Raw genomic sequence first — 15,502 nt, forward strand, 5'->3', positions numbered from 1 at the left:
GGATGTCCCGGCGGGGCCACACGCCGTTCCGGGCGGGGGTCAGCGCAGTTCCGGCGGCGGGGTGCGCTCGCTGTCGACCTTCTCCACCCGGTCCAGTTCGCCCCAGACCACGTAGCGGTGGCGGGAGGTGTAGACGGGGGTGCAGGTCGTCAGGGTGATGTAGTGGCCGGGCTGCTTCCGGCCGGATCCGCCGGGGACCGGGGAGAGGACCTCGACGTTGTACTTCGAGGTCTCGGGGAGGATCGAGTAGACCTTGTAGACGTACCACTCGTCCCGGGTCTCGAAGACGATCGGGTCGCCCTTCTCCAGCTTGTCGATGTTGTGGAACTTCGCGCCGTGGCCGTCCCGGTGCGCGGCGAGGGTGAAGTTGCCGTCCTTGCCGGAGGTGGGCAGCGCCGCCTTGACCGGTTCCGTGTAGTAGCCGGCCACGCCGTCGTTGAGGACGTCCGCGCCGGTGCCCTTCTCGACCAGCACCTCGCCGTTGCGCATCGCCGGCACGTGCAGGAAGCCGATGCCGTCCCCGGTGTCGAGCGCGCCGGGACCGGAGTCCTTCTGCCGGGCCCAGTGCTCGCGGACCTTGTCGGCCTTCTGGTCCGCCTTGCGGTCCGCTATCACGTTCGTCCACCACAGCGAGTAGGCGACGAACAGGCCGAGCAGCACGCCCGCCGTGATGAGGAGTTCGCCGAAGACGCTGACCGCCAGCGCGATCCGGCCGGGGCGCCGGCGGCGCGGGGCCGGGTCCGGTTCGGGCGCGTCCGTGGTCTCTTCGGTCTCGTCGGCGGTCGCTGCCACAGTTCCTCTGCCCCTACTCGGTGAAGCCCTACTCGATGAGCGCGTCCGGCTTTCCCTTGCCGCGCGGGCGTTCCTGGACCATCTTGCCCCAGACGATCAGCCGGTACTTGCTGGTGAACTCCGGCGTGCACGTGGTGAGGGTGAGGTAGCGGCCGGGGCGGGTGAAGCCGGAGCCCGGCGGTACGGGGTCCAGCACACTGATGTTGGACGGCGAGGTCACCGGGAGCGACGAGGAGACCTCGTACACGAAGTAGGTGTCCTGCGTCTCGACCACGACCGCGTCGCCGGGGGTGAGCCGGTTGATGTACCGGAACGGCTCGCCGTGCGTGTTGCGGTGCGCCGCGAGACCGAAGTTGCCGGTCTTGTCCTGGGGCATCGCCGTCTTCAGCGGGGCCTCGCCGTAATGCCCGACCATGCCCTTGTCGAGCACCCGCTTGTTGCTGATGCCCTCCGCGATGGGGGCGACCACGTCCAGCTTGGGGATGTGCAGGATGGCGAAGCCCTGCCCCGGCTCGAAGACGCCCGGGCTGCGCCTGCCGCTGGCCCAGTCGTCCTGGAGCCGGTGCGTGGCGCTGCCGGCCTGCGCGTGCGCGCGGACGTTGGTCCACCACAACTGGTAGGTGACGAACAGCAGCATCAGCACGCCGGTGGTGATGAACAGCTCGCCGACGGCCCGGCTCGCCAGGGTCGCCGGGCCGGGCTTGCGCAGCCGGGCCTGGCGCCGGGCCTCCACCCGGGTCAGGGGGCGCTGCGGGTCCCGTTCGACGGGGGGTACGGCCGTCGTCCGGCGCCCGCCACGCCGTTTGGCGGCCTTCCTGCGGGCCGCGCGCCCGCCGGGCGTGACGGTACCGGCCGCGGACGTCGAGGTGCCCCCGGAGGCCCCCACGGGCCCACTCGCCCGCCCGGCCTCCGCCCGGCGGCCGGGCACCACCCGCAGAGCCATCGTCTCGTCGTCGACGGCCACCGAGGAAGCCGACGCCGACGCCTCGCCTGCGATCCGAGGCAGCGGAGCCGTCCGAGACCCGTCTGCGATCCGGGGCAGCGGAGCCGTCCCAGGCTCGTCCACGACCCGGGGCAGCGGAGCCGTCCGAGGTCCCTCGGGCACCCGGGGCGGACGGCCGGCCGCGGGCTCTCCGGGCACCCGGGGCGGACGGCCGGTCGCGGGCTCTTCGGGGATCCGGGGCAGCCGGGTCGTCAGGGGCTCGTCCGTGAACCGGGGCAGGGGGGTGGTCGGGGGATGCTGCTCGGTCAGGCGGGGGGACGGTGCGTTGTCGGGGGCGGCGGGCGTCGGGGGGTGTGGGGCTCTGCGGGGCTCCTCGGGCCGTGCCGCTCGGGGGGCGGCCGTCGGCGGGGCGGCGGGGCGGCCGTGCGGGTGCGGCCGCGCACCGGCGGAGGGCTCGTGCGGGCTCTCGCCGCCGTACAAGTCCTCGCGCTCGGGGCGCAGCGCGGTCACGCCGTGGCCCTGCCCACCACCGGGGCGAGCCCCGCCGACCGCGCCACGGCCTCGTGGTCACCGCACTCCCCGAGCCAGTTGGCCAGCATCCGGTGGCCGTGCTCGGTCAGCACCGACTCGGGGTGGAACTGCACGCCCTCGACGCGGTGTTCCCGGTGCCGCAGGCCCATGATGATGCCGTCCTGGGTGCGGGCGGTCACCTCCAGCTCGGCCGGGACCGTGGCCGGTTCGGCGGCCAGGGAGTGGTAGCGGGTCGCCGTGAAGGGGCTGGGCAGCCCGGCGAAGACGCCCTTGCCCTCGTGCTCGACCAGCGAGGTCTTGCCGTGCAGCAGCTCGGGCGCCCGGTCGACCACACCGCCGTACGCCACCTGCATCGACTGCATGCCGAGGCACACCCCGAAGACCGGCACGCCGGTGGCCGCGCAGTGCCGGACCATGTCCACGCACACGCCCGCCTCCTCCGGCGTCCCGGGGCCGGGGGAGAGCAGCACGCCGTCGAAGCCGTCCTGGGCGTGCGAGGTCGTCACCTCGTCGTTGCGCAGCACCTCGCACTCCGCGCCCAGCTGGTACAGGTACTGCACGAGGTTGAAGACGAAGCTGTCGTAGTTGTCGACGACGAGAATCCGCGCACTCACTGGTTGTCCACCGTCACATCGTTGAAGGGCAGCAGCGGCTCGGCCCACGGGAAGACGTACTGGAAGAGGACGTAGACCACGGCCAGGATCAGTACGAGCGAGATGAGCGCCTTCACCCACGCGTTCCCCGGCAGATGCCGCCAGATCCAGCCGTACATGCCGTCCCTTCCGTATCCCCTACGGCACCAGACCCACGCCGTACGTCACCAGACTAGCGGCGCGGGGCCCTCGGATGGCCTGTGTCCACAGGCTCGGTGGCGTCGGGTCGGACGGTTACCCCACCGGCTTCGCGTAGTGCAGGTCCACTGTGCCGGTGTAGCCGGGAAGGGTCACCGTGCCGTCGTCGGTGACGTTCCAGCCGAGGCCGTAGACGTTGACGTAGACCATGTAGGTCTGGATCGCACGGCTGTCCGCGAGGGCCTGCTTGAGCCGGTCCGGGTCGCCGACCGCCGTGATCTTGTACGGGGGTGAGTAGACGCGGCCCTGGAGGATCAGGGTGTTGCCGACGCAGCGCACCGCGCTGGTGGAGATCAGCCGCTGGTCCATGACCCTGATGCCCTTGGCGCCGCCCTGCCACAGCGCGTTCACCACGGCCTGGAGGTCCTGCTGGTGGATGACCAGGTAGTCGGGCTGCGGCTCGGGGTAGCCGGGGAGCTTGGCGGTGGCGTCGGGCGGGGCGTCGTTCAGGGTGACGGTGACGGCCTTGCCGGTCAGCTCGTGGGTGCCCGCGCTCTTCTCCAGCCCGCTGAGCTCCTCGTCCTCGGCCTTGGTGCTGCCGTCGTCGTTCTCGGCCAGCGACTCCACGCTGTCGCGCAAGGTGGCGTTGGACTCGTCCAGCCCCTTGTTCTTGCGGCTGCGCTGCTGGATCAGGTCGGACAGCTTCAGCAGGGAGGCGTCCTGGCGGATGTCGGTGCCCTTGGCCGTGTCGAAGCTGGTGAAGAAGATCAGTCCGGCGAGGGCGAAGACGGCCGCCGTGAGAATCCGCACCGGACGCAGGCGCGGCCTGCGGGCGGGGCCGGAGCCCATTGCTCCCGTCCGGGGGGAGTCGGCAGAATTGCTCAACGTACCCTTATCTCCTTCGGCGCCACGGAAGCACTACGCTAACGGACGCCCGGGGGAGCACACAGAGTCGTCGTGTTGGCCCCTTGTACGCTGCCCCGAGCCCGACCCAGTTCCCTGCGCGGCCACGCAGCGCATCGACAGGAGAGACCCTCGTGCCGAAGTCACGTATCCGCAAGAAGGCCGACTTCACGCCGCCGCCGGCGAAGCAGGCGCAGGCCATCAGGCTGACCAACCGGGCCTGGGTCGCACCGGTCATGCTGGCCCTGTTCCTGATCGGCCTGGCCTGGATCGTCGTCTTCTACGTCACGGACGGCTCGCTGCCCGTCGACAGCCTCGACAACTGGAACATCGTGGTCGGCTTCGGCTTCATCGCCGCCGGGTTCGGTGTCTCCACGCAGTGGAAGTAGCCCCGCGCACAGCTCTGCCCAGGATTATCCACTGAGTTATCCACAGCCGTTGTCCACAGTGGGGAAAAAGAACGACGATCTGTGGATAACCTGTCGGATGTTGACGCCGGTGTGACTGGTCAAACATCACTCAGACACTCGTTCGCCCCCTGCCCGACCTGCGGAAACACATCCGAGCGGCAGGGGGCACGGTTGTGTACGCACGATGTGCACAAGATCGGGCACAGGCTGTGGACAACGGTTCGGGGACAGCGTGTTCCCCCGCCCGGTCAGGTGAGCTGAGCGGTCCGGATCAACGCGAGCGCGAGCGCCAGCGCCAGGACGACGGCACAGGTGCCGTACTGCACCAGCGCCCGCCGCTCGCGCGGGGCGTGCACCATCGCGTACCCGGTGACGACACCGGCGACGAGCCCGCCGATGTGCGCCTGCCAGGAGATGTGCAGGGACCCGTTGAAGGTGAAGATCAGGTTGATCACCAGCAGCGCGATGACCGGCCGCATGTCGTAGTTGAGCCGGCGCATCAGCACGGCGGTGGCGCCGAAGAGGCCGTACAGCGCGCCGGAGGCGCCGAGCACAGCGGCATCGGGGGGCGTGAGCAGATACGCCAGCGCGCCGCCGGACAGCCCGGAGACCAAGTACACCGCCAGATAGCGGGCCCGGCCGAGGGCCGCCTCCAGCGGGCCGCCGACCCACCACAGGCTGAGCATGTTGAAGCCGATGTGCCAGTACGCGTCGTGCGCGAACATCGACGACACGAAGCGGTACCACTCGCCCCCGGCCACGCCCGAGACCGGCGTGAGCGGCTTCTCCGGCCAGCCGCCGTAGAGCCAGACGTCGGACAGGAACGAGGGATCGGCCTTGATCGCGACGAACATCGCGAGGTTGATCCCGATCAGGATCTTGGTGAGCAGCCGGGGGTCGGCCGTCACCGTGCCGCCTGCGAGCGTGCGCGGCCGGGACGCCTGCGGGGCGGGGCCCTCGCCGGTACCGCCGCGGACGCACTCCGGGCACTGGAAGCCGACCGAGGCGCTGATCATGCACTCCGGGCAGATGGCCCGTTCACAGCGGGTGCAGCGCACGCCGGTCTCGCGGTCCGGATGCCGGTAGCACACGGGCACGCTGTGGGCGTCCTGCGCGCTCCCTGCGGCCTGCTCCATCAGATCCCCTTGCTCGTCGTGTCCGTGGCTGACGGCACTATCCTGCCCTCTTCATCCTTACGGACGAGCGCGGTGTCCGGTTCCCCGCGCGGGCGGGGCGGTGAAGCGGCGCCGGCTCACTCCTCGCGGGACTCGATCAGCACCGTGTGGAGCACGACGTCGGTCAGCGGCCGGTCGTTGCGGCCCGTCGGCACGCGCGCGATGGCGTCCACGACCTTGCGGCCGGCCGGGGTGCTGACCTCGCCGAAGATGGTGCGCTTGCCGTTCAGCCAGGTGCTCGGGGTGACGGTGATGAAGAACTGCGAGCCGTTGGTGCCCGGACCGGCGCTGGCCATCGCCACCCGGTACGGCGCGTCGAAGGCCAGGTCGGGGTGGCACTCGTCCTCGAAGCCGTAGCCGGGGCCGCCGATGCCGTTGCCCAGGGGATCACCGCCCTGGATCATGAAACCGCCGATCACCGCGTGGAAGACCGTGCCGTCGTAGAGCGGGTCCCTGCCGCGCACGCCGGTGCGGGGATGGGTCCACTCGCGTTCGCCGCGCGCCAGCTCCACGAAGTTCCTGACCGTGACGGGCGCGTGCAGCGGGAAGAGCCGGATCTCGATGTCGCCGAGGGTGGTCTTCAGGGTGGCGTAGAGCTGCTCGGCCACGGTCCGCCTTCCGTTGTCGTTCCGCCGCGGTGCTCCGATCCTTCCACGCTCCCGCCCGCCCGAAGCCCGGCCGCCACCGCCCGGACCGCTCGGCAGCCAGCGGTCTGCACCCATATGCCCGCCCGCGCGTGCCGCACCGGCCGTCGGCAGGCATGATCCGTAAAAGGGTGGAAAGTCGAAATACCGTACGCCACCGAGGAGGAGGAACCCGTGACCCGCATTGACAGCGTGCGCGCCGCGACCGGCTCGGCGAAGGACAGCGTGCTGCACGCCGCGGAAGTGGTGGCGCCTTACGCCGACACGGCCAAGGAGCGTGCCGCGTACTACGCGCAGGAGGCACGCGTACGGCTGGCGCCCGTGGTGTCGCAGGCCGCGGAGCAGGCCCGCGTGCAGTACGACGCCCGGCTCGCCCCCCGCCTGGAACAGGCGCTCACCCATGTGCCGCCGAAGGTCGACCTCGCCGCCCAGGAGGCCGCCCTGCGCACCCGCAAGGCGGCCCGGCAGGCCGCCCTGTACTCCCGTCCGAAGATCGAACAGGCGATGGCCGCGACCGCACCCGTGCGCGACGAGGCCGCCGCGCGCGGCGCCGCCGCGATGGCCGCCCTGCGCGGGCAGGTCTCGGCCGAGGACATCCAGAAGCTGGTCCGGCGCCAGGAGCGGCGGTCCCGGTCCGGCCGGACCCTGAAGGTCTGCGCGGTGCTGACCGTCCTGGCGGGCGGCGCCTTCGCGGCCTGGAAGTGGTGGGACAAGCAGGCCAACCCCGACTGGCTGGTCGAGCCGCCCGCCGCGACGGAGGTCCCCGACTCGCCCCGGCTCACCTCCGTGGACGGCACCGGCCCCGCCGGGCTGGACCCCGAGGTGCGGGCCAAGCAGGCCGAGGAGGACGCGGCCGACCAGGACGACGAGCCCTGAGCCCCGTCCCCCGCGAGGAGCCTCCGCCCTAGCGGCGGAGGCTCCTTCGCCGTGTCACCGTCCGTCTGGCGTAGGCCGCGCCTACGCCACCGGGCGCTTGGCGGGGAAGCCGTGGCCGCGGGCGAGGACGACGACGGCGATCACCGGCAGCATCAGCAGCAGCACGCTCCACGGCAGCGAGTCGCTGCCGCTCAGGTCGAGCAGCACACCGCCGATGACACCGCCGCCCGCCATGGCGACGTTCCACAGCGTCACCAGCATGGCCTGGGCCGCGTCGGCCGCCTGCTCGCCGCCCGCGTCACCGGCCGCGGTCTGCAGCAGGGTCGGCACCCCGCCCCAGCCCAGGCCCCACAGCACGGCCGCGAGGTAGACGAACGCCGTCTGGTCCGCGAGCATCGCCAGCACCGCGGCGGACACCGCGACCAGCAGCGAGCTGGCGACCGTCAGCACGCGCAGCCGGTGGTGGATCTGCGCGCCGACGATCCAGATGGCGGCCAGCGAGGCGGCACCGAAGACCAGCAGCACCAGGTCGGTGTTGCCGCCCATGCCGAGGTCGTCGAGGAAGGTGGCGATGTAGGCGTAGATGATGGTGTGCGCCAGGACGAAGACCAGCGTCACGAACAGCACCGGCACGACACCGGGGACCCGCAGCGCGTGCAGCATCTTCGGCCGCTCACCGCGCTCCTGGCCCGGGTGGTCCGGTACGGCGGCGGCGATCCACGCCAGCAGGACGACGGTCAGCGCGGTCATCGCGAGGAACGCCACGCGCCAGTCGGTCACCTTGCCGAGGAAGGTGCCGGCGGGCACACCGAGGGAGAGTGCGACGGGGATGCCCGCCATCGCCACGGCGATCGCCCGGCCCTGCAGCGGCACCGGGGCCAGCCGGCGCGCGTACCCGGCGAGCAGCGCCCAGGCCAGGCCCGCCGCGACACCGGCGACGAAGCGCGCCACCATCGTCAGCCCGTACAGGGACGACAGCGCGGTGACGGTGTTGGCGACGGCGAAGCCGGCCATGGAGGTCAGCAGCAGCCGCTTGCGCCGCCAGCCGGCGGTCGCCGCGGTCAGCGGGATCGCGGTCAGCGCGGTGCCGAGGGCGTAGATCGTGACCGTCTGCCCGGTCGCGGACTCGCTCACGTGCAGGTCGTCGCTCATCGCCGGGAGCAGGCCGGCGGGCAGGGTCTCGGTGAGGCTCGTGATGAACACGGCGGTCGCGAGGGCCAGCAGGGCGAACAGGGGCAGCTTCTGCTGCTCGCCGGCGCCCGCCCGGCTCGCCTCGGCGCCGGTCCGCGCGGGCGAACCGGCCGCGGTATCGGGTGTGGTGCTCATGGAAGGTGCTCCAGGGTTTCGGGTTGCGGGGACGGAGTGGGTGAACGCTCGGGGTGGGGCCGGGGGGGCTGGGAGGCCCGGTGGTGGCGGTGGCCCGGGTGGTGCGGGTGGCCCGGGAGGTCCCGGGAAGCCGGGGTGGCCTAGGTGGCCTGGGGCTCGTCGGCCGCGCCCGGCGGTACGTCGGCTGCGGCCCCCGGCCCATCGGCCGGTCCCGCCGGTACGTCGTCATGGCCGGCTCAGTCCTCCGTCGACCGGCAGGCGGGCCCCGGTGGTGAACGTGGCGTCGGTGGCCAGGAAGAGCGCGGCCCGGGCCACCTCCTCGGCGGCGCCGAGACGGCCCAGGGGCGGCAGCGGCGCCCCGTCGCCGCCCGGCGCCTCGATACAGCCCGGCGCCACGGCGTTGACGCGGATGCCCCGGGACACCAGTTCGTCGGCCAGTTCCTGCACGGCGACGGGCGAGGGCGCCGGGGCCATCAGCACGACCGCGCCACCGTCCCTGAGGCGTGGCAGCAGCGGCCGGGCGGTGGCCACGACATCCGCGAACAGCAGGTCGACGACCCCGCCGGGCCCCAGGCAGGCGGTCACGTCGGAGGGCGCGACGACCCGGGCGGTGGAGCCCAACTCCCCGCCCAGGCCGTCCCGTTCCCGCGTGGTGCGGGCGGTCAGCACGACCTGGGCGCCGCCCTCCACCAGACGCTTGGCCACGGCCAGCCCGATGGTGGTGGCCTCCGTGACGACCACGGCCGTCCGGCCCGCGTACTTGGTCATGCCGCTTCCTCTTCCTTCGCCGCACCTGCCACAACGGCTCGGTGGGAACGACCTTGCGCCCGGGCGCTTCGGGAAACCTTCGGAACGGCTTACGGCCGGCTCACGGGCACCTGGCACCGGCTGACGCTCGGCTTACGGGCGCCCCGGCCGGGCTGACGTCCGGCTCACGGGCACCCGGCACCGGTCGGCGAATCGGCGGGAGGACCGCGGCAGACCGCGGCGGACCGCCGAGCGGAGAGGATGGCCGACGGACGACCGGAGCGGACGGCCGACGGACGACCGGAGAGGATGGCCGACGGACGACCGGAAGCCGGGAAGCCGCTGGTGGACGGCGCCCGGCCGGGCGGACTCCCCACCGGATCGAGGCCGTGACGTACAGTGCCGCACATGCGGTTTGGGGTGCTCGGCCCACTGACGGTGTGGGACGACGAGGGGGCGGCCGTCAGGGTTCCGGAGGCGAAGGTCCGGGCGTTGCTCGCCGACCTGCTCGCACACGACGGCGGACCGGTCTCCGCGGACCGTCTGATCGACGACCTGTGGGGCGGCCACCCGCCGGGCCGGCCCGCCGGCGCCCTCCAGGCCAAGGTGTCGCAACTGCGCCGGGTGCTGGGCCGGGACCGGGTGCAGCTCCAGCCGGCCGGCTACCGGCTGCGGCTGGAGGACACCGACGAGGTGGACGCCGTCCGGTTCCGCGACCTGGTGGAGCGGGCCCGCGCCGTCGACGCCCCGGACGACCGGGCCGCGCTGCTCACCGAGGCCCTCGGACTGTGGCGCGGACCGGCCTACGCCGACTTCGCCGACCAGGAGTTCACCCGCGCGGCGGCACAGCGCCTGACCGACCAGCGGCTGTCGGTGCTGGAGGAGCAGGCCGAGGCCCGCCTGGCGGCCGGCGAACACGTGCTCCTCGCCGGGGAGCTGGCCGACCTGGTGGCCCGGCATCCGCTGCGGGAGCGGCTGCGCGCGCTCCAGATACGGGCGCTGTACGCGACGGGCCGGCAGAGCGAGGCCCTCGCGGCCTACGAGGATCTGCGCGCCCGGCTCGTGGCCGACCTGGGTGTGGAACCGAGCCCCGAACTCGCCGCCCTGCACCAGGCGGTGCTCCGCCAGGACCCCGCGCTGACGGTCGCGCCGCGCCCCGCCGGCCCCGCTCCCGGGCGACCCGCGGCGCCCACCGCACCCCCGGAGGCCACCGCGCCCCCCGCTCCGGCCCCCTCCAACCTGCCCGCCTCCCTCACTCCCCTCATCGGCCGCCGCGACGCGCTCGACCGGGTCTCCGCCCTCCTCGGCGCCGCGCGCCTGGTGACCCTCACCGGTCCCGGCGGTGTGGGCAAGACGCGGCTGGCGGTGGCGGCGGCCGACGCGGTCCTCGGCGCGGCGTCCGGCGACGGACTCGCCGACGGCGCGTGGTTCGTGGAGTTCTCCGGCGTCCGCGGCGGGGCCGTCGCCGACCTCGCCCAGGTCGTCGCCGCCTCCCTCGGCATCAGCGACCACGCGCCCTCCGCCGTACCGGTCTCCGGCGCCGGCACCCGGTCCCCCGCGCACCACCTCGCCGCCGTCCTGCGCGACCGCCGCACGCTGCTCGTGCTGGACAACTGCGAACACGTCGTGGACGCCGCCGCCGAGCTGACCACCCTCCTGCTGCGCACCGCGCCCGGCCTGCGGGTGCTGGCCACCAGCCAGGAGCCGCTGGGTCTGCCGGGCGAGGAGGTGTTCCTGGTCGAGCCGCTGCCCACCGACGACGCGGTACGGCTGTTCACCCAGCGGGCCGCCGCCGCGGCCCCCGGCTTCCCGCTCGCCCCCGACGCCTGCGACGACGCCGAGCGCGCCGCCGTCACGGAGATCTGCCGCCGCCTGGACGGCATCCCGCTCGCCCTGGAACTGGCGGCGACCCGGGTACGCGCGCTGGGCGTGCGCGAGCTGGCGGCCCGGCTCGGCGACCGGTTCCGGCTGCTGTCCTCGGGGCGGCGCGGCGCGCCCGAGCGCCAGCAGACCCTGCGCGCGGTGATCGACTGGAGCTGGGAGCTGCTCAGCGCGCCGGAGCGCATCGTGCTGCGCCGGCTGGCCGCGTTCAGCGACGGCTGCGACCTGAAGGCGGCCGAGGCGGTGTGCGCCGGCGACGGGGTCGCCTCCGCCGAGGTGCCCGACCTGGTGACGCGGCTGGTCGACCGGTCCCTGGTGGTCGTCGTGGCCGGGCCGGCCGGCCCTCGCTACCGGCTCCTGGAGTCCGTCGCCGCCTACGCCACCGAGCGGCTGCACGAGATGGAGGACCTCGCCGCCGTACGCGAGCGGCATCTGCGCCACTACCTCGCGCTCGCCGAACGCGCCGAGCCCGAGCTGCGCGGTCCCGGGCAGCGGTCCTGGCTGGCCCGGCTCGACGCCGAGTCCGGCAATCTGCGCTCGGCCCTGGACGAGGCGGTGCGCCGGGCCGCCGCCGGGGACCCGGACCAGGCGGCACGGCTGGCCACCGCGCTGGCCTGGTGGTGGCTGCTGCGCGGCCGGCTCGCCCAGGCCCGCCGCAGCCTGCGCGCGGTGCTGGACACCACGACGGCCGGCGACCGCCGCGAACTCACCCTGCTGTACACCGCGTTCGCCCTGCTCACCGGCGACCGCGACCCGGCCACCGCCCTCCCCGACGACACCACCCTCCCCGGCACCGCCCCCGCCGACGGCACCGCCGCGCCCGATCCGGTACAGCGGGCCCGGTCGCTGTGGCTGTGCGCGTACGGCCTGTTCAGCGCGGGCGCGGTGGCGGACAGCGGGGAGCTGAACGACCGGGCGCTGACGCTGTTCACCACCGCGGGCGACCAGTGGGGCACCGCCGCCGCGCTCGGTCTGCGGGCCACGCTCGCGCTGATCCGCGGCGACCTCGCCGGGCTGGGCCGCGACGGCCGGCGCAGTGCCGCGCTCTTCCGTGAACTGGGCGACCGCTGGGGCGAACTGCAGACGGTGTCACCGCTGGCGGCGCTCGCGGAGATCAAGGGCGAGTACGAGGAGGCCGTGAACCGCCAGTACGAAGGGCTGCGGATGGCCCGCGAACTGGGCCTCGCGGCCGAGGTGTCGGCCCGGCTGTCCGGCCTGGGCCGCCTGGCACTGCTGGCCCACGACTGGGACCGCGCCCGCGACCTGCACGAACAGGCCCTGCGCAGTGCCGCCGAACAGGGCTACACCTACGGCGAGATCCACGCCGGGATGGGCCTCGCCCTCGGTGCCCGCCGCTCCGGCGACCTCGACGCCGCCGAGGCGCACCTGCGGCACCTGCGCGAGGGCTACGCCGATGTGTCCTCGCAGGCGGGCGACCATCTGCTGCTGGCCGAGCTGGGCTTCGTCGCCGAACTGCGCGGCGACGCCGACGGGGCGGCGGCGCACCACCTGCGCGGCCTGGACGTGGCCCGCGCGATAGGCGAACCGCGGGCGCTCGCGCTGTCCCTGGAGGGCCTGGCCGGCGCGGCGGCCCTGCGGGGCACCCGGTCCGCGGCGGCCGGCGCGGCCCTGCTGCTCGGCGCGGCCGACGCGGCCCGGCGCAGCGTGGGCGCCCCACTGCCCCCGGCCGAGCGCACCGACGTGGACCGTATCGAGCGGGCCGCCCGCGCCACCCTGGGCGACGCGGACTTCACCCGGTCCTTCGACGACGGCACCCGTCTGACCCCCGAGGAGGCCCTGCGGGCGGCGGCCCCGGCCCTGGAGACCGTCCACGGGTAGCCCAGGGCCCCGCAGAGGGTGGCGTCCGGATCGCGCGTACTCCTCGACGGCCCGCCGCCACCGCCGTACGCCGGGATCCTCACCGGAGGCGGCGAGCAGGGTGGGCAGGAGGCGCGCGGCCGTCCCAGGCCGCTGGGTCCGGCTGCCCGCCCCGCCCGCTCCTTGACCCTCACACCGTGTCAGACGGTCGACTCGGAGACGTCATGTTCACCATCGGAGACTTCGCCCGGCACGGCCGCGTCTCGGTCCGGATGCTGCGTCACTACGACGCGACCGGCCTGCTGCGCCCGGCCCACGTCGACCCCGCCAGCGGCTACCGCCACTACACCGCGGCCCAGCTCGCCCGGTTGAACCGGATCATCGCGCTCAAGGACCTCGGGTTCACGCTCCGGCAGGTCCGGGACATCGTGGACGAGAAGGTCGGCGCCGAGGAACTGCGCGGCATGCTGCGGCTGCGGCGGGCGGAACTGGAGCATGCCATGGCCGCCACGGAGGCCCGGCTGGTCCGGGTCGAGGCGAGGCTCCGAGCGATCGAGAGCGAGGGACACATGCCCGCGAACGACGTCGTCCTCAAGAGCGTGCCGGCCGTCCGGGTGGCGGAGCTGACCGCGACCGCCGCGAGTTACCAGCCCGAGGACATCGGCCCGGTCATCGGACCCCTCTACGACGAGCTGTTCCGCCGTCTGCACGAGGCGGGCATCACCCCCACGGGCCCCGGCATCGCCTTCTACGAGGACGCGCCGGAGGGCGGCGGCAGGATCACCGTCCACGCCGCCGTCCAGGTCTCCGCCCCGCTCGGGGACGGCCCGGTCCGCGTCCTCGACCTGCCGCCCCTCGACCAGGCGGCGGCCATCGTGCACCACGGCTCCATGGACACCGTCCTGCCCACGGCCCAGACCCTGGCCCACTGGATCGACACCCACGGCTACCGCTCGACCGGCTATCCCCGCGAGATCAACCTGGAGTGCCCCAAGGACCGCGACGCCTGGGTGACGGAACTCCAGGCCCCGGTGGCCGGCCCCTGAGCGACCGGGCGGCCCCCGGCCGGCGGCCCGCCCAACCGAAGGCGCTTTCCCCTCGTCCTAGAGGACGATCAGGCTCTTCACTCCACAGCCACCCCCAGGGAAGCCCGCCTTCATGTCGATCGACCGTCAGCCGCGTTCGTCACTCCGGCAGGTGTACGTCCCGTTCGTTCCGGCCCTGTGGACCGTGGCCCTCGGCCTGTGGGGACTGTCGCGGCAGCACAGCATGTGGCGGGACGAGGCCGCGACCTGGCAGGCGGCCCGGCGCTCCCCGGCCGAGCTCTGGCACATGCTGGGAAACATCGACGCCGTCCACGGGTGCTACTACCTGCTCATGCACGGGCTGTTCGCCTGCTTCGGCCCGAGCACCACGACGCTGCGGCTGCCCTCGGTGCTGGCCACCGCCGTGGCAGCGGCGTGCGTGGCGGCCCTGGGCCACCGGCTGGCCGGCGCCCGGGCCGGCCTGGCGGGCGGGATGGCGTTCGGGCTGCTTCCGGCCGCCCAGTTCCAGCTCCAGGAAGGCCGGCCGTACGCGCTGGTCGCGGCCGGGGCCGGGATCTCCACCCTGCTCCTCGTCACCCTGCTCCACAAGCCCTCCCGGACGGCGTACTGGGCCGCCTACGGCGCCACCGTCATGGTGAGCGGTCTGCTGAACTGGCTTTCCCTCCTGCTCCTGCCGGCACACCTGGCGACCCTGTTGTGGGTCGGGGCCGGGCGCGGGGTGTGGGCACGCTGGACGACGGCCGCCACGGCCGCCACGGCCTGTGTGCTGCCGCTGATCCTCTTCAGCCGCGGCCAGTCCGCGCAGGTGGCCTGGATCCCGCCGCTGACCTGGCACATGATGATCGGGCCCGCCGTCCTGCTGGCGATCGGTGGCGCCGGCGCCCTGCTGGACCGGCCCCGGGCGGGCCGGCTGTCGGCCGCGTCCGTCGGGTTACCGCTGCTGGCGGTGCCGCAGACCGGCCTCCTCGCGCTGTCCCTGATCCAGCCGCTGTTCCTGGACCGGTACGTCTTCTACAGCATGCTCGGCCTGGCGCTGCTGATCGGCACCGCCGTCGGCTCCGCGATACGGGCGGCCGAGCCCCGGGCGCCGAGAGCGGCGAAGTGGATCCTCCCCGCCGTTCTCGCGGCAGCGGTGGTGGCACTGCTGCCGCAGTCGCTGGCCAAGCGTTCCCCGGCCAGCAGGGTCGACGACGTGCTGGCGACGGCGTCGTACGTACGGCACGTGAAGGGGACCGGGAGCGCGGTGCTCTTCCTCCCCGCGGACCGCCGGGACACCGCGGCCGTCTCCCCGGACGCCTTCGCCGGCCTGCGGGACATCGCCTTGGTGCGCGGCCCGGAGGAGTCGGGGAACCTGAAGGGCACCGAGGCGAGCCCGGAGCACCTGCGCACCGCGATGCTGGCCCAGCGCCGGATCCTCCTGGTGACGGACGCGGAGCAGGCGGCCCGGCCGGTGACGTCCGAACAGGACAGAACGAAGACCGCCGTGCTGGAGGAGTACTTCACGCCGGTGGCCGACAGGCGGGTGCGCGGTCGCCGGGTGACGGTGTACGAGCGGCTCGCGCCAAGGGCGTGAAAAATGCCCCTGAAACCGCGTCTCCGCAGTTCAGAGGCATATCCCA

Annotated in this window: 14 protein-coding genes; 5 read left to right on the forward strand and 9 right to left on the reverse strand. The window is 73.7% G+C overall.

What is annotated here, in order from left to right:
- Positions 1–39 precede the first annotated feature (39 nt).
- The 5 genes from ABD350_RS07220 to ABD350_RS07240 form a co-directional block, all read right to left on the reverse strand.
- Positions 40–792 carry a class E sortase gene (locus tag ABD350_RS07220; RefSeq protein WP_344346935.1) on the reverse strand — a complete coding sequence of 251 codons (753 nt, stop codon included), beginning with the start codon at positions 790–792 and terminating at the stop codon, positions 40–42.
- A 28-nt stretch (positions 793–820) separates the two neighbouring features.
- Positions 821–1,834 (reverse strand): class E sortase, encoded by a 1,014-nt coding sequence (locus ABD350_RS07225; RefSeq protein ID WP_382466730.1) that lies wholly within the window; start codon positions 1,832–1,834, stop codon positions 821–823.
- Between the two features lie 407 nt (positions 1,835–2,241).
- The gene (locus ABD350_RS07230) at positions 2,242–2,880 is read right to left on the reverse strand and encodes an aminodeoxychorismate/anthranilate synthase component II (protein ID WP_344346936.1); all 639 of its coding nucleotides are present in this window, start codon (positions 2,878–2,880) and stop codon (positions 2,242–2,244) included.
- Positions 2,877–3,038: a hypothetical protein gene (locus tag ABD350_RS07235; RefSeq protein ID WP_030609287.1), complete on the reverse strand. Its 162-nt coding sequence runs from the start codon at positions 3,036–3,038 to the stop codon at positions 2,877–2,879. Before ABD350_RS07235 ends, ABD350_RS07230 begins: the two co-directional genes overlap by 4 nt.
- Positions 3,039–3,153: 115 nt before the next feature.
- Positions 3,154–3,942, reverse strand: a complete 789-nt coding sequence (locus ABD350_RS07240; protein WP_344346937.1) for a DUF881 domain-containing protein — start codon at positions 3,940–3,942, stop codon at positions 3,154–3,156.
- 152 nt (positions 3,943–4,094) lie between these two features.
- On the opposite strand from ABD350_RS07240, the gene crgA reads away from it, so the two are divergent.
- Entirely contained in the window at positions 4,095–4,349 is a 255-nt protein-coding gene (crgA, locus tag ABD350_RS07245; RefSeq protein ID WP_344346938.1) for a cell division protein CrgA, read from the forward strand.
- Between the two features lie 269 nt (positions 4,350–4,618).
- Here the strand turns inward: crgA and ABD350_RS07250 are convergent, their stop codons facing one another.
- Both ABD350_RS07250 and ABD350_RS07255 read right to left on the reverse strand, forming a co-directional pair.
- Complete coding sequence (locus ABD350_RS07250) at positions 4,619–5,506, reverse strand: rhomboid family intramembrane serine protease (RefSeq protein ID WP_344346939.1); 888 nt, start codon at positions 5,504–5,506, stop codon at positions 4,619–4,621.
- 116 nt (positions 5,507–5,622) lie between these two features.
- Positions 5,623–6,153 carry a peptidylprolyl isomerase gene (locus ABD350_RS07255; protein WP_344346940.1) on the reverse strand — a complete coding sequence of 177 codons (531 nt, stop codon included), beginning with the start codon at positions 6,151–6,153 and terminating at the stop codon, positions 5,623–5,625.
- Positions 6,154–6,363: 210 nt separating this feature from the next.
- On the opposite strand from ABD350_RS07255, the gene ABD350_RS07260 reads away from it, so the two are divergent.
- The gene (locus tag ABD350_RS07260; RefSeq protein WP_344346941.1) at positions 6,364–7,065 is read left to right on the forward strand and encodes a DUF5324 family protein; all 702 of its coding nucleotides are present in this window, start codon (positions 6,364–6,366) and stop codon (positions 7,063–7,065) included.
- An 81-nt stretch (positions 7,066–7,146) separates the two neighbouring features.
- On the opposite strand, the gene ABD350_RS07265 is transcribed toward ABD350_RS07260, so the two are convergent.
- Both ABD350_RS07265 and ABD350_RS07270 read right to left on the reverse strand, forming a co-directional pair.
- Positions 7,147–8,391, reverse strand: coding sequence for an MFS transporter (locus tag ABD350_RS07265; protein WP_344346943.1), 1,245 nt, complete (start codon positions 8,389–8,391; stop codon positions 7,147–7,149).
- Between the two features lie 225 nt (positions 8,392–8,616).
- Positions 8,617–9,159, reverse strand: a complete 543-nt coding sequence (locus ABD350_RS07270; protein WP_344346944.1) for an SDR family NAD(P)-dependent oxidoreductase — start codon at positions 9,157–9,159, stop codon at positions 8,617–8,619.
- 387 nt (positions 9,160–9,546) lie between these two features.
- Between ABD350_RS07270 and ABD350_RS07275 the strand changes: the two genes are divergently transcribed.
- The 3 genes from ABD350_RS07275 (at position 9,547) to ABD350_RS07285 (ending at position 15,456) form a co-directional block, all read left to right on the forward strand.
- A complete protein-coding gene (locus ABD350_RS07275; RefSeq protein WP_344346945.1) occupies positions 9,547–12,858 on the forward strand; it encodes an AfsR/SARP family transcriptional regulator in 3,312 nt (1,103 codons plus the stop codon).
- 203 nt (positions 12,859–13,061) lie between these two features.
- The gene (locus tag ABD350_RS07280; protein ID WP_344346946.1) at positions 13,062–13,883 is read left to right on the forward strand and encodes a MerR family transcriptional regulator; all 822 of its coding nucleotides are present in this window, start codon (positions 13,062–13,064) and stop codon (positions 13,881–13,883) included.
- A 112-nt stretch (positions 13,884–13,995) separates the two neighbouring features.
- Positions 13,996–15,456 (forward strand): glycosyltransferase family 39 protein, encoded by a 1,461-nt coding sequence (locus tag ABD350_RS07285; RefSeq protein WP_344346947.1) that lies wholly within the window; start codon positions 13,996–13,998, stop codon positions 15,454–15,456.
- Positions 15,457–15,502 lie beyond the last annotated feature (46 nt).

The sequence above is a fragment of the Streptomyces nogalater genome (assembly GCF_039532885.1).
Lineage (GTDB): Bacteria > Actinomycetota > Actinomycetes > Streptomycetales > Streptomycetaceae > Streptomyces > Streptomyces nogalater.